This window comes from Nisaea nitritireducens (genome assembly GCF_014904795.1).
GTDB classification, from domain to species: domain Bacteria; phylum Pseudomonadota; class Alphaproteobacteria; order Thalassobaculales; family Thalassobaculaceae; genus Nisaea; species Nisaea nitritireducens.
In genome coordinates, this window is record NZ_JACZFS010000030.1 from 1 (window position 1) to 19,892 (window position 19,892).

General features: G+C 62.2%; 16 protein-coding genes. 2 read left to right on the plus strand and 14 right to left on the minus strand.

Translation table 11 applies throughout. The features are described from left to right. Positions 1 to 330: 330 nt before the first annotated feature. From IG629_RS10430 to IG629_RS10480, 11 genes are all read right to left on the minus strand, one after another. Positions 331 to 1,425, minus strand: coding sequence for a polyamine ABC transporter substrate-binding protein (locus IG629_RS10430; RefSeq protein ID WP_193171892.1), 1,095 nt, complete (start codon positions 1,423 to 1,425; stop codon positions 331 to 333). Between the two features lie 285 nt (positions 1,426 to 1,710). Further along, complete coding sequence (locus IG629_RS10435; protein WP_193171893.1) at positions 1,711 to 2,724, minus strand: Ldh family oxidoreductase; 1,014 nt, start codon at positions 2,722 to 2,724, stop codon at positions 1,711 to 1,713. Between the two features lie 109 nt (positions 2,725 to 2,833). Next, positions 2,834 to 2,971: a hypothetical protein gene (locus IG629_RS10440; RefSeq protein ID WP_193171894.1), complete on the minus strand. Its 138-nt coding sequence runs from the start codon at positions 2,969 to 2,971 to the stop codon at positions 2,834 to 2,836. 13 nt (positions 2,972 to 2,984) lie between these two features. Beyond that, entirely contained in the window at positions 2,985 to 5,021 is a 2,037-nt protein-coding gene (locus IG629_RS10445) for a TRAP transporter large permease subunit (protein WP_193171895.1), read from the minus strand. A gap of 94 nt (positions 5,022 to 5,115) precedes the next feature. After that, a complete protein-coding gene (locus IG629_RS10450) occupies positions 5,116 to 6,141 on the minus strand; it encodes a TRAP transporter substrate-binding protein (RefSeq protein ID WP_193171896.1) in 1,026 nt (341 codons plus the stop codon). 338 nt (positions 6,142 to 6,479) lie between these two features. Next, a complete protein-coding gene (locus IG629_RS10455) occupies positions 6,480 to 7,079 on the minus strand; it encodes a 2-hydroxychromene-2-carboxylate isomerase (protein WP_193171897.1) in 600 nt (199 codons plus the stop codon). Positions 7,080 to 7,190: 111 nt separating this feature from the next. After that, positions 7,191 to 8,123 (minus strand): ornithine cyclodeaminase family protein, encoded by a 933-nt coding sequence (locus tag IG629_RS10460; RefSeq protein ID WP_193171898.1) that lies wholly within the window; start codon positions 8,121 to 8,123, stop codon positions 7,191 to 7,193. After that, the gene (locus IG629_RS10465) at positions 8,120 to 8,659 is read right to left on the minus strand and encodes a GNAT family N-acetyltransferase (protein ID WP_193171899.1); all 540 of its coding nucleotides are present in this window, start codon (positions 8,657 to 8,659) and stop codon (positions 8,120 to 8,122) included. The genes IG629_RS10460 and IG629_RS10465 overlap by 4 nt, the downstream gene beginning before the upstream one ends. After that, on the minus strand, positions 8,656 to 10,290 hold the full coding sequence (locus tag IG629_RS10470; protein ID WP_193171900.1) for an acyl-CoA synthetase: 1,635 nt from the start codon (positions 10,288 to 10,290) through the stop codon (positions 8,656 to 8,658). The genes IG629_RS10465 and IG629_RS10470 overlap by 4 nt, the downstream gene beginning before the upstream one ends. 116 nt (positions 10,291 to 10,406) lie before the next feature. Then, positions 10,407 to 12,434: an elongation factor G gene (locus IG629_RS10475; protein WP_193171901.1), complete on the minus strand. Its 2,028-nt coding sequence runs from the start codon at positions 12,432 to 12,434 to the stop codon at positions 10,407 to 10,409. Between the two features lie 182 nt (positions 12,435 to 12,616). Next, complete coding sequence (locus tag IG629_RS10480) at positions 12,617 to 14,332, minus strand: FAD-dependent oxidoreductase (RefSeq protein ID WP_193171902.1); 1,716 nt, start codon at positions 14,330 to 14,332, stop codon at positions 12,617 to 12,619. Positions 14,333 to 14,438: 106 nt separating this feature from the next. On the opposite strand from IG629_RS10480, the gene IG629_RS10485 reads away from it, so the two are divergent. Next, positions 14,439 to 15,185 carry an SDR family NAD(P)-dependent oxidoreductase gene (locus IG629_RS10485; protein WP_193171903.1) on the plus strand — a complete coding sequence of 249 codons (747 nt, stop codon included), beginning with the start codon at positions 14,439 to 14,441 and terminating at the stop codon, positions 15,183 to 15,185. Between the two features lie 4 nt (positions 15,186 to 15,189). Here the strand turns inward: IG629_RS10485 and pyrF are convergent, their stop codons facing one another. The 3 genes from pyrF to IG629_RS10500 form a co-directional block, all read right to left on the minus strand. Further along, positions 15,190 to 16,098, minus strand: coding sequence for an orotidine-5'-phosphate decarboxylase (gene pyrF / locus IG629_RS10490; RefSeq protein ID WP_193171904.1), 909 nt, complete (start codon positions 16,096 to 16,098; stop codon positions 15,190 to 15,192). 78 nt (positions 16,099 to 16,176) lie between these two features. Continuing rightward, positions 16,177 to 17,592, minus strand: coding sequence for a pyruvate kinase (pyk, locus tag IG629_RS10495; RefSeq protein ID WP_193171905.1), 1,416 nt, complete (start codon positions 17,590 to 17,592; stop codon positions 16,177 to 16,179). 72 nt (positions 17,593 to 17,664) lie between these two features. After that, positions 17,665 to 18,966: a glycerate kinase type-2 family protein gene (locus IG629_RS10500; protein WP_193171906.1), complete on the minus strand. Its 1,302-nt coding sequence runs from the start codon at positions 18,964 to 18,966 to the stop codon at positions 17,665 to 17,667. Between the two features lie 129 nt (positions 18,967 to 19,095). Here IG629_RS10500 and IG629_RS10505 point away from each other — a divergent pair, with 129 nt between their 5' ends. Then, positions 19,096 to 19,866 carry an N-formylglutamate amidohydrolase gene (locus IG629_RS10505; protein ID WP_193171907.1) on the plus strand — a complete coding sequence of 257 codons (771 nt, stop codon included), beginning with the start codon at positions 19,096 to 19,098 and terminating at the stop codon, positions 19,864 to 19,866. The last annotated feature ends 26 nt before the right edge of the window (positions 19,867 to 19,892 follow it).

The window sequence follows — 19,892 nt, forward strand, 5'->3', positions numbered from 1 at the left end:
CCAATTCAGTGGGCCGCCCCGCAACGGGAGGCGCCTTATACGACCCACCTAACCAAACCGTCAAACACTTATTTGCAAAAAAATGACGTTCCACGAAAATTATCGGGAAAACCGAGGAAAACCGCCAAACACGTCAACCCGCCCCCCGAACACCGGCCGCGCCGCCTGGCCAACAGCCCCTGCGTCACCAGACAATCAGCGCCGCGAGTCCTGCAGTGAGGTGGTCCTCCCCCGTCAAATCCGGATGTAAAAGTTGCGGGCGTCAGGATACCCCCTGACGCCCGCACATACCTCTTCAAGCCCAGCTAGTGCTGGCCCCCGAGCCAGCCGCTACTGGCCGGCCTTGATCTTTGTCCAGCTGCGTTTCATCAACCGGTCATACCTGGCCGAGCGGGCCAGGGTCGGGAACAGGTTCTCCTTGATTGCGTCCGTCGGATAAATCGACGGGTTAGACCGAACCTCCTCGTCGACCATCGGCAGCGAGGCCTCGTTCGCGTTGGCATAGAGCACGTAGTTCGAAATATCGGCCGCGATCTGGGGCCGCATCACGAAATCGATGAAGGCATGGGCATTCTCCGGATGAGGCGCATCCGCCGGGATGGCCAACATGTCGAACCAGACCACAGCACCTTCCTTCGGAATGACATACTGTACCTCGACCCCCTGGTTGGCTTCCGCAGCCCGGTCCGCCGCCTGCAGAATGTCCCCCGAATAACCCATGGCCAGACAGATCTCTCCATTGGCCAGGTCGTCGATATATTGCGAGGAATGGAAATAGCGGATGTGCGGCCGAACCTTGGCAAGCAGCTCTTCCGCCTTGGCCAGATCGTCCGGGGACTCGCTGTTCGGATCGAGACCGAGATATTTCAGCGCGGTCGCCATCACGTCAGTCGGCGCATCCAGCAGAGCGACACCGCAATCGGCCAGTTTCGAGACCACCGCCGGATCGAAGAACAGGCTCCAGGTGTCCGTCGACATGCCGCCCAGCCGCTGACTGATAGCCTTCACGTTGAAGCCGAACCCGGTCGTTCCCCACATATAGGTCACAGAGTGGGCATTATCCGGATCGTGCAATGCCACGCGCGCACTGATGACCGGATCCATGTTCTTCAGGTTCGGCAATTTCGCCGGATCCAAAGCCTGGAACACACCGGCCTTGATCTGGCGCTCAAGGAAGTTGGCCGTCGGCACCACCACGTCATAGCCGGTCGAGCCGGTCAGCAACTTGGCTTCGACGATCTCGTTGCTGTCGAAGACATCGTAATTGACCTTGATGCCGGTCTCCGCCTCGAACTTCTGGATTGTGTCCTCGGCGATATAGTCGCTCCAGTTATAGACGTTCAGAACCTTCTCTTCGGCACTGACGCCCCCGGAAAACATTGTCGCGGCAACGGTGACCGCCGCGAATAACCCTCGTGACACCATAACGGCTGCTCCTCTCACGGTTCTGCAGATCCCTGATAATCCTATTGCCATAGCTCCGTGTGCCGGTCACGCGGAATGCGTGGCAACGATAACGGATGAGGAGAATTTATTATTGAACACTCGCCCGCATACGTTATGATGACGAACTCCAAATGCCTTCAGGGCAAGATCAAGCCTCCGCCCTGTTCGACTTGGCCCGGGCGCGTCAACACGCGACCCGGTCCATTTTTATCCGGCCCCCGAATCCCCGCTCATACGGCATCTCTGCTCAGACGACATCCAGACCTAGCTGCCAATCAATTCCAGCAATGTCCGCGACAGGCTCTCCTGGACACGGATGCCGTCCCGCGCGGTTGTCTCACGCGCCTTCCGCCGCCGGTCCCCGGGCAACCGGACACCTTCATCCGACAATATCCGCTCGAACAGCAGATCCGCATGGGCCGCAAAGCCCTCGCCGTCACCGAACCGGGCCGGATCGAGAGCGATGATCAGCTCCCCCCCGACCGGAGGGCCACCATCGCCGTTATCCGCCGCCTCGGCCTCGAAACTCAGCTTGTCCCCGATCAGGGCGCCCACCAGCAACTCGACCATCATGGCCAGCGCCGCGCCCTTGTATCCGCCAAAGGCGAGCTGCGCGCCGCCGTCGAGGATTGCCTTGGGGTCGGTTGTGTCCTTGCCGTTGCTGTCTATCCCCGCGCCATAGGGTACGGAATGACCGTCCCGCGCGGCGATCATGATCTCCCCCCGCGCCATGGTCGAGGAGGCCTGATCGAAGACCATCGGATGCTTGCCCGGCCGCGGCCAGGCAAACGCCATCGGGTTCGTTCCGAAGATCGGCGTCCGGCCGCCCGGCGCGACCACATAGGGAAAGGCCGCAGTGAAAGCGAAAGCAGCCAGCCCCTGCTCGGCCAGCGCCTCCGTCTCCGGCCAGAGGGCCGCGAAGTGATAGATATCGTTCAGAGCCAGCGCAGCGATGCCGTTGCTTTTCGCCCGCTCCACCAGCGCGGCCCGGCCGACTTCCAGCGCAAGCGGCGCAAAACCGTTGTCACCCGCCACCCGAACCACGGAGGGCGCAAGGTCGCTCACTGCCGGCCGTGCCTTGCCGTTCACCTTGCCGCTCTTCAGCGAAGCGACATAGCCGGGAATCCGGAACAATCCGTGGGAATGGCAAAGGTCACGCTCCGCCGCCGTGACGATATCGGCGACCGCGCGCGCATTCTCCTCATCCGCTCCATGCTGCGTGAGGCACCGCACCGCAAGGGCGTGGGCTTCGTCCAAACTCATAGTGACTGACTGCATCGGCTCCCTCCATCCGTCTTTCCTCACAAAAGCACGGAAAGACGGATCGTGGAATCCGGTTACTCCAGATTATCGGGGCCCAGATTGCCAGGGCCCCGATTTTCGGAATTCAGGAAAATCCGTCAGCAACCGCGAACATGAAGACGATGATGGCAAGGCCTATCAGGACACCGACCACGGTCGGCGAAACCCCGTAGGACCCGGCGATAGCGTTTTCGTCATCTTCGTGCTGGTCATACAACGACATGGGATATCTCCGATCAATTCAGCAATTGTGGCATCCACAGAGCGATCTGCGGGAAGAACATGACCAGGAGCATGCCGATGATCTGCAAACAGATGAACGGAATGACACTGACAAAGATTTCCTGCAGCGTGACGTCGCGCGGAGCAACCGATTTCAGCCAGAAGCAGGCCGGCCCGAACGGCGGACTGAGGAAATAGATCTGGATGTTCATGACGAACAGGATCCCGAACCAGACCGCGGCCCATTCCGGCTCCATACCAAGCTCGGGCGCCAGATCCCGAACCACCGGCGCGAAGACCGGCACGGTGATGAAGATGATCGCAATCCATTCCATGAAGGTGCCGAGAATGACCAGGATCGCCATCATGACGAAGATCGTGCCGAGTGCGCCCAGCCCGGCCCCCTTGATCAGATCCCGCATGAAATCGGCACCGCCGATCAGGTTGTAAAGCCCGACAAACGCGACCGCACCGAGGATCAGCCAGATGATTGTCCCGACCACAGACATCGTGTTGGCGAGACAATCCCGGATCAGGGGGTAATTGAACTGAAAACGGACCGCGGCCACAAGAATCGCTCCGAAAACGCCGACCGCAGCCGCCTCCGTCACACTCGTGATCCCGCCATAGATCGATCCCATGACACAGACGATCAGCAAGATGCACAAAACGACAGCCCAGACCTGATGGCGTCCGAGCTTGGTCTCCTCACCGGTCCGCGCGGCGATCTCTGCTGCCGTCGGCGCCAGATCGTGATTGAGGTTGCAACGGATCAGGACGTAGGACACGTAGAACGCCGCGAGCATGAGCCCGGGGACGAAGCCGGCCGAGAACAGGTCGCCGATCCCGACATTGGCACTCAGGCCGTAAACGATCATGACGATCGAGGGCGGTATCAGGGTCGCCAGGGCGCCGGCCGCGCAGATCAGGCCGATCGTCAGCTTCCGATCGTAGCCTAGTCGCAGCATCTGCGGCAAAGCCACCAGCCCCAGCATGACGATCTCGCCGCCCATCACACCGGACATGGCGGCCAGAATCACAGCCACGATTGTGGTCTGGAGTGCGACACCGCCGCGCAGACCGCCTGCGAAGATCGACATGGCATCGAACAGATCCTGGGCGATACCGGCCCGCTCCAGGATGGAAGCCATCAGAACGAAGAACGGCACGGCCACCAGCGGATATTTTTCCAGCAGGTCCATCGCGTTGGTCGAGACCAGATACATGCCGGTGGTGCCGTAGAACATCAGCGCGCAAACAACGGAGATGATCAGGGTCACGATGCCCAGCGGCATCCCAGTCATCATCAGCGCCAGCAGTGCGGCAACAATCAGCAGCGAGATCGTCGCGATCCCGACCTCATCGCGGTCGACATTGAAGTGATCGACGAAGGCGCTGCCGTTCTCGGCAAGTGTCTCCTCAAAACCATACCAAAGGCTTTCGGTACCGCCGTAGTGACCGAAGATTTGCAGCAGCAGCCGGAGGCAGATCAGCGCCATGACGGCCAGGGTGGCGACCTGAAGTGGACGGGTCCTGAAATGACGCGTCAGATTGATCAGCAACTGCATGAGGTAGAGAAACAGTCCGCTTACCAGCACGGTCTTCAGAACCATTGGCAGCGGTGAATTCCAGGCTGTCCCGCCGCGCTCCGTCAGATCGATACTCTCGAGCGCACGGATCAGGGTGTCCGACACCAGCATGTAGAGAGCGAAAACACCGACCACCATTGCGAACAGATCGAGCCACCACCGGACCCGGTCGGACGCCATCAGGTAGAAAACCGTGATCCCGATATGTCGTTTGCGGAGCGTCACGAAGCCAGCCGACAGCATCCATGAGGAGGCGCAAAGGACCATAACGACTTCGAAGACCCACTGGGTGGGGCTGTTGAAAACGTAACGGGCGATCACTTCCCACAAGGTGCAGGCCGCCGCCAGCAAGTAGAGATTGCTTACTGCCAGACCGAGGAACCTGCTGACATGGTCCACAGAACGGCTGAATGTCGCGGCAATCGGTGCCCCGACCATTTTTTCAGTATGCCCGGCAATCATGCGTGCACTCCGTTGGTCGTCAGAAAAAACTGGGAAAGAAAAGGAAGCAGCCGCCGCACCCTGACGGGTGCGGCGGTTTCAAGAAGCGATTTCTCTATTCTTTCAGAAGACCGACGCTACGCATGTAAGCGAGATGTGCGTCCAGAGCTTCCTTCGCCAACGGAGACTTGGCAGCGAAATCGTGCCAGGCACCGACCGCAATCTCGCGGAACTTGGCGCGTTCTTCTGTCGACCAGTCGATCACAGTGATGTCGCCCCCTGCCCGCTGCTCGGCAGCAATGGCACGGTCCTGCAGGTCAGCTTCACGCCGCATGGCGTCGTAGGCGGACGAATACCAGACCTCGAGCGCCGTCTGGCCTTCCTTGCCGAGCTTGTCCCAAACCTTCTTGTTCACAATGAACTGGAGGACAGCCATGGAGTGGATACCCGGATAGATCGGGAACTTCGCCACCTTGTACATACCGGAGGCGTTGTTGTTGACGTGGGCCGACGCATCTGCGGCGTCGATCACACCTTTTTCGAGCGCCGTGTAGACTTCGGAGAATGGCAGCGACACCGGGGCCGCGCCTGCACGCTTGAACACTTCCGCGGCAAGGCCTTCCGGAGAACGGACCTTCACGCCTTTCATATCGGCGACGGTCTTGATCGGAACCGTGGAGACGAAGGCTTCCTTGGCATAGGGGCCACAGCCGACGACATGGACTTTGCCCTTGGTGTATTTGTCATACAGCTTCTGAAGAATTTCCTTGCCGCCGCCATGCATGCAGAAGGTGCGCACCTGGTCCACGGTATCGTATCCGGCGATCAGGTCGCCGATCACCGCGAAGGCCGGGTCGCGACCGGAAAAATAGCTGACTGCGTTCAGGTCGCCGTCGAGGATCCCGTTCGCCACCGCATCGATCGTCTCACGGTGAGGAACAACCGCTTTCGTCGGAAGCACCTCTATCTTCACCGACCCGCTGGTCATGTCACTGAGCTTCGGCGCCCAGGTTTCCCCCATGAAGCGGTGGGCCCAGTCGCCTGCCTTCGAGCTGGCCTGCACTTTTAAGGTTTTCGCATCGGCAATGCCTGTCATGGCGACAAGCATAGCGGCGCTCAGAATCGCAATTCCGCGTTTCATTCTAGTCCTCCCTGTTTTAGCCGGCCCGATTTGATTGGGCCGTTCTTTGGAGCCCTATCCGCAACAAACGCCGTTTCGCGTCAGCCGAAGTAAAAGCTCTTTGCATCGACAACCGTAAGGGAGGAGGCCCGAAGAGCCAAGCAACAACGTATACGTAATAATGCCTGAGAAGAATGATAGCCGTTACGCGAACAACAACGGGGACCGGAACCAGGCGTCCTATCGCCGCTCAGCCATTCCTTCATCCGGCCAGAAAACCGGAAAAATCCGAACAATCAGGGATCGCCGACCGGAACCGTCTCCAGCCTCACCTCATCCACCGCCGGATAAGGCGGCGATCAGGCAGCACCGAGTTTCTCGGCGACGAAATCGAGCCGGTCCTGTCCCCAGAACAATTCCTCGTCGATGATAAAGGACGGAGCACCGAAAACACCGCGATGCAGGGCCAGTTCGGTATCCTCCGCGAACGCGGCCTTGGTCTCCTCGCTCTTAGCGGCCTTTATCAGCGACGCACCGTCCAGTCCGGCCTTCTGGCAACAGTCCGCCAGAACGCTTTCATCGTCGATCGACCGGTCCTGCTCCCAGAGGCTTTCCAGAATCAGCGTCGACAATAGCAGGGCATCGCCGCCGGCGAGTCGGGCGGCGGTCACCAGGTGGGCAGACAGAGGCGTCTTAGCGGGAAAATTTTCCGGCTCGATGACGATGGGCAGGCCGAGATGCCGCTTCCAGCGGGCGAGTTCGACAAGCCGGTAGGCCCGCCGCTGCGGTGCCCTCTTCGGCAGCGGCAAACCGCCGGACTGCGAAAAGATCTGTCCGAAATCGACCGCATAGACATTCACCTCGGCGCCGACCTTCTGGGTCATCGCCATGAACCGCCGGGCGCCGAGATAGCTCCACGGACTTGATGTGGTCATAAAATAATCGACGGTCACGGTCATGATCCGGTTTCCCCGCTGAAACGTTTACTCTGGATGTCAGGAACGCGCATTCTACTCAGCTTTGGGCCACGCCGCGAAGAAGTATAGAATCCCGATCGTGGACAAGCCCCTTCAGACACCGGTGGCCGCCATTATGGCCCGCGCGGTCATCAAATCGAGATGTGCCCCGCCGCCGTTCTTGAACAATGTTATCTCCGCATCGTCGGTCCTGCCGGGGGTTCCGGCAGCAAGATCGTAGAGATCAGCCCGAACATCCTTCGCCCCAATCAGTCCAGACTTAATCGGAATGGCAAGATCGCCCACATCCGCGACCGTGGTCTCCCGGCAATCGACAAACAGGCGCGCCCTGGAGATCAACGCATCGTCGGCCTCCCGCATCTCCGGCGTGAAACCTCCGACCAGATCGACATGGGTACCAGGTGATACCCACTCCCCCATCAGAACCGGCGCGCGGGACATGGTCGCCGTGGCGACGATATCGGCATCACCGACGGCAGCGGGCAGGCTGTCGACCCGGATGACGGGCAAACCGTCCCGGCGCAAATGTTCGCAGAGATCGTCGGCGCGCTGCTGGGAGCGGTTGTGGATCTCGATCCTCTCGAGGCCCGGGAACAGTTCCGCATAGGCCCGGGCCAGCATACCCGCCACCTTGCCCGCCCCGACAATAACCAGCTTGCGGCTGTCCGGACGGGCGAGGTAACGGGCGCCGAGAACAGAATCCGCCGCCGTCTTCCAGTCCGTCACCATGGTGCCGTCGAGCACTGCTTCCGGTGTTCCGGTGCCGTCCGCGAAGACCAGCATCGCCGCCTGCACGGTTGGCAATCCCACCGCCGCATTACCCGGCATCACGCTAGCGGATTTCACCCCCATGCCGAGCCCATCGATCCATGCGCAGCGGGTCAACAGCGCCTCGTCATCCCGTTCGAGCAACTGGTCCCCGGTCCGGGCGCGCGGCAACCTGTGCCCCGCCTCGAGCGCATCGACGATGGCCCGCCAGGACAGGCGGCCGGCAACATCCTCGGGGCCGATATAACAGAGCGTCATGCCGCCCGCTCCCTGCCGATCCGGTAAAGCACGTGCCGCCGGAGCGGGTCACCGGGCTCCAGCATGGGGTGATCGAAATCGTCTGCCGGGTCGTGCTGCAGGCCGATCTTCTCCATCACGGCCCGCGACCGGGTGTTCATCGGAACAGTGAAGGAGACAACCTCTTCCAGCCCGAGCGGGCCGAACGCATGGGCAAGTGCCACCCGCGCCGCTTCCGTCGCGAAGCCCTTGCCCCAATGGGCATGGTCCAACCGCCAGCCGATTTCGACCGCAGACATGAAGGGCGCATCGAAACGTGGCACGGCAAGCCCGGTGAAGCCGATAAAAGCACCGCTATCCTTGCGCTCGACGGCAAAGAGGCCGAACCCGCGCGTCTCGAAATGGTCGTCGATCCGGTCCGCGAACGCATCCGACTCTTCCCTGGTGAGCCGCTTCGGCAAAAACTTGCAGACCTCCGCCGAGGCGTTCAGCGCCGCGAAAGCCTCCCGGTCCGCCGCGCGCCAGCGCCTGAGGATCAGCCGTTCCGTCTCGATCATTTTTCTTCAAGTTCAGCATCGTGCAGGGCCCGCAGGTCCTTGCGCACGATCTTGCCCGTGGTGGTCATCGGCAAGGCGTCGACGAACGTGACATGGCGAGGATATTCATGCGCCGCCAGTCGCGTCTTCACATAGTCCTGAATGTCCTTTGCCAGCGCGTCGTCACCGGCAACATCTTCCTTCAGCACGATGAAAGCTTTTACGGCCTGGGTCCGCAAGGGGTCAGGCACGCCGATCACCGCCGCCATCGCCACCGTCGGATGGCCGGCCAGGCAATCCTCGATTTCGCCCGGACCGATCCGGTAACCGGCCGAGGTGATGACATCGTCGTCGCGGCCGACATACCAGAAATAACCGTCCGTATCGCGCACCGCCTGATCGCCGGTCAGCAGCCAGTCGCCAACGAACTTCTTCTCCGTCGCCTCGGAATTGTTCCAGTATTCGAGGAACATCACGGGATCGCCCCTGGCGATACCGACATTGCCCTGAGTGCCGTCGGGCAACGGCTTCCCGGCATCGTCTACAATCGCAACTTCATGCCCCGGAATGGCCCGGCCCATCGCCCCCGGACGCACCTCCATCACATCGGCGCAATTGCCGACCACGACATTGCATTCGGTCTGACCGTAGAACTCGTTGATGGTGAGCCCGAAAGTCTCCCGCCCCCAATCCAGCAGCTCCGCACCCAGCGTCTCGCCGCCGGAGACGACCGAGCGCACATCGTAGCTGTAGCGTTCGCGCGGCCGGTCGACCTGGCGCATCAGCTTCAGCGCGGTCGGCGGCAGGAAACTGTTCCGTACGCCGTGCTCCTGCATCAGCCAGAAAGCCTCTTCCGGATCGAACTTGCGGGCCCTGTATGCGAGCACCGGCACCCCGTGATGCCAGGCCGGCAGCAACACATCGATCAGCCCACCGATCCAGGCCCAGTCCGCCGGGGTCCAGTACAGATCGCCCGGTTTCGGGAACATCCGGTTCGGAAACTCCACACCCGGCAGATGGCCGAGCAGAACCCGGTGGGCATGCAGCGCGCCCTTCGGCGGGCCTGTCGTGCCGGAGGTGTAGATGATGAGCGCCGGATCGTCGGCTTTCGTATCGACGATCTCGAAACTGTCCGACGCGCTCTCCAGCGCGGGCGTGAATGCTGTGAAATCATCGCCGCCCGCCGTCACGTCGGTCACGAAGATATGGCGCAGCGCGGGCACCTGATCGCGGAAGGTCCGGATTTTCTCCAGCCCAAGCTCGTCGGTCACCACCGCCGTGGCGCCTGAATTGGCCAGCCGGTAGACCAGCGCCTCCTCGGCGAACAGTGCGAAGAGCGGCACCGCGATCATCCCGGCCTTGTAGATGGCCGCATGGGCGAAGGCGGTTTCCGGACGCTGCGGCAACAGGATCGCCACCCTGTCCCCGCGCTTGATGCCGCTGGCCGTGAGTACGTTCGCGAACTTGCCGGAGGCTTTCGTGATATCGCCGAAACTGTAAAGGGCGACGGTGCCGTCCTCGGTCCGGTAGATCAGTGCCAGGGCGTCCGGATTCTGCCGGTCCGCGATATCGCGGCCGATATTGTAGCGCTCCGGAATGCGCCATTCGAAAGCGTCACAGATCGAGTCGTAAGTGCTGCCGGTCGGAAGCATATCGCTGAGTTCCCTCCCCCAGAAACCAGCCAAGAAGACAGGGGGGAAAAAGATCATGGAATGAGGCGCCCGGCCAGTGGAAAGCCGGTCAGACGCCTTCTTTCAATCCGATGGCCTCAGGCAGTCGCCACGGCGGTCCTGCTCTCCACGACCTGATCGGCAATCCGGCCAGTGAGTTCCGCCAGATGATCGAACGCGCCGTCATAGAAGCCGATCCCGCCGGTGTGGGAGCGGATTTCGATGATCAGGTCCCGGGTCTCGCTCTCCGGCAGATAGGCCTCGACCTCGTCCCAGCCGCTCCAGTCCTCCTTGGCCTGGAAGCCGAGGATCTGGCCGCGCCGCCCGGTGATGATCCGCTGTACTCGCGCCGTCGCATCGTTCGGCACAGAGATCACCACTTTCTGGATCGGCTCCAGCAGCACCGGCCTGCACTTGGGCAATGCCTCGTTCATGGCCATCCGGGCCGCCGCCTTGAAGGCCATGTCGGAACTGTCCACCGCGTGGGCCGATCCGTCATAAAGCTCCACCGTGACATCGACGACCTCGAAGCCGAGCGGGCCGCGCCGCATGAAGTCCTTCACCCCCTCCTCCACGGCGGGGATGTATTGCTTCGGCACCGAGCCGCCGACAATGCTGTTCTTGAAGGCGAACCCCTCGCCGCGGCCAAGCGGTGCGATCTTGATCTTCACATCGCCAAACTGGCCGTGCCCTCCGGTCTGCTTCTTGTGGCGGGCATGCTGCTCCGCGCCCTTGCGAATGGATTCCTTATAGGGCACGCCGGGCTCGCGGGCATCGACCTGCAGCTTGAAACGGTTCTCCAGCCGCTCGACCATGACTCGAAGATGGGTATCGCCCTGCCCCCTTATCACCAGCTCGCCCAGATCCGGGTTGTGTCCCACCCGAAAGGACGGATCTTCCTCCGACAGCTTGGCAAGCGCGCCGGAAAGTTTCACCTCGTCGCCGCGATTGGCCGGCGTGATGGCAAGGCCATAGACCGGTTGCAGCGGCTCCGGCCAATCCAGCGTGGCCGCGCCGCCCGGGGTCAGCAGATCCCCGGTCATGATATCGTCCATCCGCCCGAAGGCCGCGATATCCCCCTCGGAGACAGAGCCGCATTTCTCCAGCTTGGCGCCGGTCATGTGATTGATGCCGCTGACCCGCTGGCCGTTCAGCTCTTCACCGTCCTTCACCGCCCCATGCCAGACCCGGACATAGGAGAGCTTGCCCATATGGGCCGCATGCACCGTCTTAAAGACCTGACAGACCGTATTGTCCACCGCGCTGATGCCAAGCCGCTCGGCCGTCGCCGCAACGCCCGGCGTCTCATGCCGCAAGGTCTTGAGCAGCCGCTGCACGCCATGATCCTTCTCCGCCCCGCCAAGCAGGACGGGAACAACCAGATCGCCCTGAAGCGTCTCGGTGAGCTGACCATAGACATCCGGCGCCGCCGGTTCGACATCCTCCAGCAATTGCTCCAGCAGCGCATCGTCGAAGTCCGACAGGGTCTCCAGCATCTCGTTCCGGGCTTCCTTCTCCCGGTCCGTGACCGCATCCGGGATCTGCACCAGCTTCGACGGCTTTCCGTTCTGGTACTGATACGCCCGCTCGCTCACCAGATCGACATAGCCGGTCACCGCGTCGCCCTCGCGGATCGGCACCTGGCGCAACGCGACCGGCCGGTCGGAGACGTCCTGCAGGGCATGCATGATGTCGCGCATGCGGTCGTTCGAGTCCTCGATCTTGTTAACGAAAATCACATGCGGGATGTCGTGGGCGTCGAGGAACTTGAGATAGGGGGTGAGCGCCGCCGCCTTGCCGATCTCCGGATCGGCCACCACGATCGCGATATCCGCAACCATGCAGGCATTGCGCATGTCCTGATTGAAATCGAGGCCGCCGGGCGTGTCGATGAAGATCCAGTCCTCGTCCAGGAACCGGCCGCGCCCGAGGGTGAGTTCGGTGCTCGCCTGACGTTTGCGGGCCTCCTCGGCGCCGTCCCCGACTGTCGTGCCGTCCCGGACCGAACCCTTCTTGTGCAGGGTCCCCGTCGCCAGAAGCAGCGCCTCGAAAAGCGAGGTTTTGCCACTCAGATAGGGACCCACGAGCACCGCGCAACGGGGTGTGTCTCCACTCTTGTCTGCCATTGTATCCTCCCTGTGGTTTGCCGGCTCCGGATCCTTGATCGGATCGGTCCGTTCCCCCTCTTTTCGAGCGGGTTTCAAGCTGGCGACAGGCGCCAGCACCAGGGAGCGGCGCGAGCGCACACGCCACCGTCATTCCCGCACTTCCGGCGGCAAGAGGCAAGGAGATTCGCCGATTCGCGGGGTCAGGCGTTATCGCCCGACATGTGTCGCGCGGCGATGTAGCCGAAGGTCACGGCCGGCCCAAGCGTGATACCACCACCGGGATAATTTCCACCCATGATGCTCGCGGCATCATTGCCGGCAGCGTAAAGGCCCGGAATTGGGGTCCCGTCGCCATTTAGAACCCGGGCGTTGCCGTCCGTCGCGAGGCCGGCAAAAGTCCCGAGATCGCCAATCTCCAACCGAACGGCGTAATAGGGTCCATCGCCGATCGGGGCGACGCAGGGATTGGGCTTATGCTCCGGATCGCCGAGAGACCGGTTGTAGGAAGTGCTGCCCCTGCGGAACTCCGGATCCTCTCCATGCGCGGCAGGACCATTATACGCCGCGACTGTCGCCCACAATGCCGCCGGGTCGGCACCGATGGCACCAGCCAGTTCTTCCAGCGTCCTGCCGGTCAGCAGATACCCGCTGCGGATATGCGGACGGAACGGTACCGGGTATGGCTTCACATAGCCGAGCCCGTACTTCCGAAGCGTCCGGTGATCGACGATGAAATAGGCACAGATTTCTCCGCCTTCCTCGGTACAGCGCGCATACATGGCCTGGCAGAAGTCATGGTAGGAGTCCGCTTCGTTCACGAACCTGCGGCCGGAGCGGGTGACGGCGATGACACCGGGTTTCGAGCGGTCGACAAAATGCGGAAAGGTGCCCTGGGTTCCATCCGGCCAGACAGGGCGCGAGATCGGCACCCAGGCAGCGGCATTCGGCAGATCATCCCGGACCGATGCCCCGACACTCTCTCCCAGACGCAAGCCATCCCCCGTATTGCCGGGAGGGGCCGGGCTCAAATGCTCATGGCCCGACGGCGCATGGGGAAAGAGAGTGGCGCGGCGGCGGACATCCTGCGGGAAACCGCCGGCGGCCAGTACAACGCCCTTGCGGGCCGTGATCTCGACCCGGCCTTCAGGCGTCTCCACAATGGCGCCGGTGACCCGGCCCGCATCGTCCTGCAAGATCTCGCGAACCGGCGCGCGGGTCCGGATTTCCACGCCCTTGTCGAAGCAGGATTTCGCCAACCGGGCGACCAGTGCGTTACCGTTCATCAGGCGCATGGATCGACCATGGAACAACAGGTCGCGCATATATTTGCAGAACAGGACGGCAACGAAGAATGCCGACACGGGCGAGCGCGTTACATTGAAGAAATGCAGCAGCTCCTTGCCGGTGCCAATCATCATGCCGAGGAAAGTGATTTCCTTCAGCGGCTTGCGCAGCCGCTTGATCTCGGAGCCAAGCGCGCGGCCGTCGAAGGGCCGGGCGACAATCGACCGGCCGCCATCCAGCCCGCCAGGCGCATCCGGATGATAATCGGCGAAGGTAGGTCCGAGATCGAATTGCAGGCTGGTCTCGCCCTCGAAGAACTCGACCGCCTTCGGGCCGGCATCGAGGAAAGCATCCACCCGTTCCGGGTCGTAGAACTCTCCGGCTTCATGCTTCAGGTAGGTTTCCGCCAAGGCGCGGCTGTCCTCCACCCCGGCGCGCTTCGCCGGCGCATTCACCGGAATCCACATCCAACCGCCGGACCGGGCCGACGTTCCGCCGAACACCGGTTCTTTCTCAACCACCAGAACCTTGAGCCCGCGATGCGCCGCCGACACGGCACTGGCTAGCCCACCTGCACCGGATCCAACCACCAAGACATCGACATTTTCCTGCCGCCCCGCCTGCCTTGTCATTCCCCGTCCTCCCGTTATGTATTTTTTCTTTTGACTCTACCCCCTTCCCGGGACCGGTCCATCGCCGTAATTGTCAAAGGGCTATTCGTGGCAGGGGAGGAATTGAATGATCGACGGTAAACTGGCGCTCGTCACCGGGGCCGGACAAGGGCTCGGCGCCGCCATCGCAATCGGGTTCGCGAAGAAGGGCGCCCGGGTGATCTGCGCGGATATCGACATGGAGCGCGCCCGCTCAACGGCGCACGCCATAGAAGCGGACGGCGGCATCGCATACCCGATGCAACTCGATGTCTCCGACCGCGCGGCAGCGGATCGCGTCGCAGCAGAAACCAAGACGAAGTACGGCCCGATCGACATTCTGATCAACAATGCCGGGATCTGTCCGCGCAACCGGATCGACAGCCCGGACGTTGAGGAAACCTGGCGTCATGCCATGGCCGTCAATCTCGATGGCACCCTGCACATGAGTCTGGCTTTCGTGGCGCAGCTTCGCGAGACCCGGGGCACGATCGTGAACATGGCTTCGGTTGCGGCCTTCGTCTCGACCGCTACCTCGCTTGCCTACTCGACGTCAAAGGCGGGGGTGAAAATGCTGACCCAGAGCCTCGCCCAGGAACTCGCCGCAGACGGTATCAGGGTAAATGCCATCGCGCCGGGACCGATGAAGACGGATATCACCCTGCCGACCCGCGAGGACCCGGAGCGCTACCGGCAATTCCTGACCCGGATTCCGCTTGGCCGGTTCGGCGATCCGGAGGAACTGGTCGGCCCTGCGCTTTTCCTTGCCTCGGATATGTCGAGCTATGTCACCGGCACCACGCTGGTAGTCGATGGCGGGTATTTGGCGGTCTAGGGGTTTAAACCGAAACTGCTTCACCAAGCTCGGTGGCCGCCTGATCGATAGCCGCGTCGATGGCCTGCTCCCAGTCCGCCGCGCTGTCGGTATCGCCGCCGGCCGGAAACAGGATGCCGCGCGAGGAGCTGACGATCCCGCCTTCAAGGCCGTTCGGGCCTTTGACAAACCCATTCACGGCCGCAGCGGCACTGCCGCCCTGCGCGCCATAGCCAGGCACCAGGAAGATCGTGCGCGGCATGATCTGGCGAATGCGTTCCGCTTCTCCGGGGTAGGTCGCCCCGACAACCACACCGAGGGAGGACCAGCCGGTCTTTCCGCCTGTCAACGCCTCCGCCTGGCTGTTCAGCGTGTTCGCGACCGTCTCGGCGAGGCTGCGGTTGCCGATCTTCAGGTCCTGAAAATCCCCCGATCCCGGATTGCTGGTTTTCACCAGGATGAAGAGCCCACGCCCTTGCGCCTTCGCCGTTGTGAAGAACGGCTCCAGCGTGTCCATCCCGAGATAGGGATTGAGGGTCAGGGCATCGGCCGGGAGCGGCGCATCATCCGTCAGATAGGCACCGGCATAGGCATCCGCCGTGCTGCCGATATCGCCGCGTTTGGCATCGAGCAGAACCAGCATACCGAGCTTGCGGGCGTGGGAGCAAACCTCCTCCAGCGCCCGCAGACCACGCCAGCCCATCCGCTCGAAGAAAGCGATCTGGGGCTTCACCACCGCCGTCTTGTCGGCGGCCCGATCCAGCACCGCTTTCAGGAAAGCTTCAACTGCGGGAGCCGTCAGCGGGTTGCCGGGCGACATGTCGCCGTCGCGAAACAGGGGCGGGATGCGATCAAGGTATGGGTCGAGGCCAACACAAAGGGGAGTGCCGAGCGCGCGCACGCGTTCGATCAGGGCATCGCCAAAATGCTGCATGGAAATCTCCGGAGAAGTTTCCAGCTTGTAAGGCAAACCCTCCCCCTCTGTCCAGAGGCGACGGCTCAGATTGCGGGCTCAGAGAATACGTTCGACCCGAAGCACGTTGGTCGACCCCGGCGTACCCATCGGAACACCTGCCGTGATCACGATCTTGTCTCCGGCACCGCCGAATTCCTCCGCCTTCGCCACCTCAACAGCCCGCTTCACCACCGCGGAGAAGCGCTGCTCCTGTTCGACATGCACCGCGTGCACGCCCCAGGCCATGGCAAGACGCCGCGCAGTCCGCTCGTTCGCGGTCACGCAGAGGATCGGCACCGCCGGCCGTTCGCGCGAGGCGCGGACCGTGGTCGAGCCTGAGGTGGTGTAGGTGACGATGCAGGAAGCATTGACCGTCTCGGCCACCTGCCGCGCCGCCAGCGTGATCGCGTCGGAGACCGTCGGATCCGGCTCATCATGACTGGCATTGATGATCTGCCGATAGTTCTGGTCGCCTTCGACCTCGCGGATGATGCGGTTCATCATTTCGACCGCCTCGACCGGATACTCGCCAGCCGCCGATTCCGCCGACAGCATGACCGCATCCGCAGAATCGTAGACCGCCGTCGCCACGTCCGAGGCTTCCGCCCGGGTCGGCGTCGGGCTGCTGACCATGGAATCCAGCATCTGCGTCGCCACCACCACCGGCTTGCCGAGCGAACGGCAGAGCTTGATGATCCGCTTCTGCAGCATCGGCACCTTTTCCGGCGGCATCTCCACGCCGAGATCGCCGCGCGCGACCATGACGCTGTCGGTCAGCTCGCAGATTTCCTCCAGCCGGTCGATCGCCTGGGGTTTCTCCAGCTTGACGATGATCGAAGCCTGATCGCCAATCAGCTTGCGTGCTTCGGCAACATCTTCCGGACGCTGCACGAAGGAGAGCGCGACCCAGTCAACGCCGATACTGAGCGCGAAGGACAGATCCGTCCGGTCCTTGGCGCTCAGGGGCGAGAGCCCGAGCATGACATTGGGGACATTGACGCCCTTGTTGTTGGAGAGCGGCCCGCCGGTGATCACCTTTGTCTCGGCGAACCCGTCACCGCACTTGGTCACGGTAAGCCGGATCTTGCCATCGTCGAGCAACAGATCGGTGCCCTTGTGAATCGCTTCGAAAATCTCGGTGTGGGGCAGGCAGACCCGCTTCTGATCACCCGGAGCCCGGTCCAGATCGAGGCGGAATTTCGCGCCCGCCTTGAGTTCGATCTTGCCGTCCGTGAAACTTCCGATGCGGAGTTTCGGGCCCTGCAGATCCGCCATGACGGCGATCGGCCGGCCGGTCGTCTTCTCAAGATCCCGGATCACCCGCAGTCGCTCGGCGTGATCCCGGTGCGATCCATGGCTGAAATTCAGGCGGAAAACATCCACCCCGGCCCGGAAGAGCTCTTCGATGCGCTTCGGGGTTGAGCTCGCCGGCCCAAGGGTCGCGACGATCTTCGTGTTTCTATATCTTCTCATGCTGCCAGTTAAACGCGACCACGGTTACAATTCAAATCGTCATTCACGAGAGTCTCCGGACGGTCGCTCCGGCTACTCGATCAGGATGGCGCGAAAATCATTCACATTCGTCAGGGTCGGCCCAGTCATAACGAGGCCGCCGGCCTTCTCGAAAAACCCGTATCCGTCATTATTGGCGAGATAGGGTTTTGGATCGTCGAGGCCATTCTCCAGACGGTCGAATATTTCGCCGCCCATAATACAGCCCGCATTGTCTTCCGTCCCGTCGATACCGTCGGTATCGCAGGCAATCGCGGAGATCCTGTGACGGCAATCGGGCATCCGCTCCAGCAAGGTAACCAGCAGCGAAAGCAGGAATTCGGCGTTACGTCCGCCCCGGCCGGAGCCGCGCACGGTCACCGTGGTCTCGCCGCCGGAGAGCAGCACCAGAGGTGCCTTTGCTGGCTGGCCATGCCGGGCGACCTGGGCTGCGATGGCCGCGTGCATTTTCGCGACTTCCCGGCTCTCTCCCTCGATGGCATCACCGAGAATAATCGCGCCATATCCCTTTGCCGCTGCAAGCTCTGCCGCCGCTTCAAGGGAGCGCTGCGGTGCCGCGACCAGATGGGTTTCGGTGTGCTCGAACGCGGGATCACCGGCTTTCGGCGTCTCGGAGGCTGCATCCAGAAGCAACGCCGCGACATGTTCGGGGAGATCGATGCTGTATTTCGCCAGGATCGCCCGCGCGTCGGCGAGAGTCGACGGGTCCGGCACGGTCGGGCCCGAGCCGATCACATCAAGGTCGTCGCCCGGGACATCGGAAATCGCCAGCGTCACCAGCCGGGCCGGGGCGGCCGCCGCCGCCAGCCTGCCGCCCTTGATGGCAGAGAGATGCTTACGGACACAGTTCATCTCGTGAATGGTCGCGCCGGATTTCAGCAGCGCGCCGTTCAGCGCCTGCTTCTCCTCAAAGGAAAGCCCCTCCGCCGGCGCCGTCAGCAGTGCCGAGCCACCACCTGAAATCAAACAGACGGCAAGATCGTCGGCGCCGAGCGTTCCGGCAATCTCGAGAATACGTGCGGCGGCCGCCCGGCCTTGCTCGTCGGGCACCGGGTGCGCGGCCTCGACGATCTCGATCTTCTCGCACGGGACCGCATGATCGTAACGGGTGACGACAAGCCCTTCGAAGGCACGTCCCGGCAAGGCTTCGAGAAGATAGTCCTCCACCGCCTTCGCCATCGCGCCGCTTGCCTTGCCGGCACCAAGGATGACGATACGGCCGGTCACCGGACGCTCGAACACCTTGTCGAGGAACGGCTTCAGACAGCAGACAGGGTCTGCCGCGGCAACGGCTGCGTCGAACAGCTCCCTTAATAGTGTGCCCTGCGAACCCATGATCCCTCCCCGGAAAGAGGCGGGAGTCTAGTCGGGCACTCTGTGCCGGACAAGCGTCTGCATTCGCTTGTCAGCACGCAGCAAAGGAGCTAGATCGCAGCGACAAATATTTTCCCGCTCCGGATTATCATGACTGCCATCCTGACTGACAGGGACCCTTGCGCCTTCGGCGAACGCAATTCCGGTGGCCGCTCGCCTGTCCTCTTCATCTCGGATCATCATCGGAACCGTGTCCCGGCCTCGCTCAAAAATCTGGGCCTGACGGAAGAAGAACTGGCGCGCCATATCGGCTACGACATCGGCATTGCCTGGATTGCGGAGTATCTGTCCGACCGGTTCGATGCGCCGCTCGTCCACACGAACTATTCCCGTCTGGTGATCGACTGCAACCGGGTACCGGGAACGCCCGATGCCTCCCCGGCCGTTGCGGACGGTACGCGGGTTCCCGGAAATGAAGACCTGAGCGAGGCCGAACTGGACTCTCGCCGGACCGAACTTTTCGAGCCGTACCATTCCGCAATCCGCGCCCGCATGGACGTGATGGAGGCGGATGGCCGCAACCCGGTGATCGTCGCCTTGCATAGCTTCACCCCGATGATGAAGGATCGCGGCACACCGCGCCCGTGGGAAATCGGTATCATCTGGAACGAGGACGACCGTCTCGCACGGCCGGTAATAGAGACCTTGCGCCAAAACGAGCACCTGACCATAGGCGACAACGAGCCCTATTCGGGTCGTGACGGCGGTTTCTCGCTCTATGCCCACCCCGAGGCGCGCGGACACCCCCATATCGGAGTCGAGTTCCGTCAGGACCTTGTCGCCTCCGAAGAAGACGCGCACAAATGGGCAGAGGTTTTCGGAAACGCACTGGAAATCGCGGTTTCGTCGCTTACTCTTTGAGAAGAAGACGGAACCGTCAGGACCGA

What these genes read in the sequence shown, in the direction of transcription:
- IG629_RS10430 (WP_193171892.1), bottom strand. Translation starts at nt 1,425, where the DNA reads ATGGTGTCACGAGGGTTATTCGCGGCGGTCACCGTTGCCGCGACAATG.
- IG629_RS10435 (WP_193171893.1), bottom strand. Translation starts at nt 2,724, where the DNA reads ATGCAGTCAGTCACTATGAGTTTGGACGAAGCCCACGCCCTTGCGGTG.
- IG629_RS10440 (WP_193171894.1), bottom strand. Translation starts at nt 2,971, where the DNA reads ATGTCGTTGTATGACCAGCACGAAGATGACGAAAACGCTATCGCCGGG.
- IG629_RS10445 (WP_193171895.1), bottom strand. Translation starts at nt 5,021, where the DNA reads ATGATTGCCGGGCATACTGAAAAAATGGTCGGGGCACCGATTGCCGCG.
- IG629_RS10450 (WP_193171896.1), bottom strand. Translation starts at nt 6,141, where the DNA reads ATGAAACGCGGAATTGCGATTCTGAGCGCCGCTATGCTTGTCGCCATG.
- IG629_RS10455 (WP_193171897.1), bottom strand. Translation starts at nt 7,079, where the DNA reads ATGACCGTGACCGTCGATTATTTTATGACCACATCAAGTCCGTGGAGC.
- IG629_RS10460 (WP_193171898.1), bottom strand. Translation starts at nt 8,123, where the DNA reads ATGACGCTCTGTTATATCGGCCCCGAGGATGTTGCCGGCCGCCTGTCC.
- IG629_RS10465 (WP_193171899.1), bottom strand. Translation starts at nt 8,659, where the DNA reads ATGATCGAGACGGAACGGCTGATCCTCAGGCGCTGGCGCGCGGCGGAC.
- IG629_RS10470 (WP_193171900.1), bottom strand. Translation starts at nt 10,290, where the DNA reads ATGCTTCCGACCGGCAGCACTTACGACTCGATCTGTGACGCTTTCGAA.
- IG629_RS10475 (WP_193171901.1), bottom strand. Translation starts at nt 12,434, where the DNA reads ATGGCAGACAAGAGTGGAGACACACCCCGTTGCGCGGTGCTCGTGGGT.
- IG629_RS10480 (WP_193171902.1), bottom strand. Translation starts at nt 14,332, where the DNA reads ATGACAAGGCAGGCGGGGCGGCAGGAAAATGTCGATGTCTTGGTGGTT.
- IG629_RS10485 (WP_193171903.1), top strand. Translation starts at nt 14,439, where the DNA reads ATGATCGACGGTAAACTGGCGCTCGTCACCGGGGCCGGACAAGGGCTC.
- pyrF (WP_193171904.1), bottom strand. Translation starts at nt 16,098, where the DNA reads ATGCAGCATTTTGGCGATGCCCTGATCGAACGCGTGCGCGCGCTCGGC.
- pyk (WP_193171905.1), bottom strand. Translation starts at nt 17,592, where the DNA reads ATGAGAAGATATAGAAACACGAAGATCGTCGCGACCCTTGGGCCGGCG.
- IG629_RS10500 (WP_193171906.1), bottom strand. Translation starts at nt 18,966, where the DNA reads ATGGGTTCGCAGGGCACACTATTAAGGGAGCTGTTCGACGCAGCCGTT.
- IG629_RS10505 (WP_193171907.1), top strand. Translation starts at nt 19,096, where the DNA reads ATGACTGCCATCCTGACTGACAGGGACCCTTGCGCCTTCGGCGAACGC.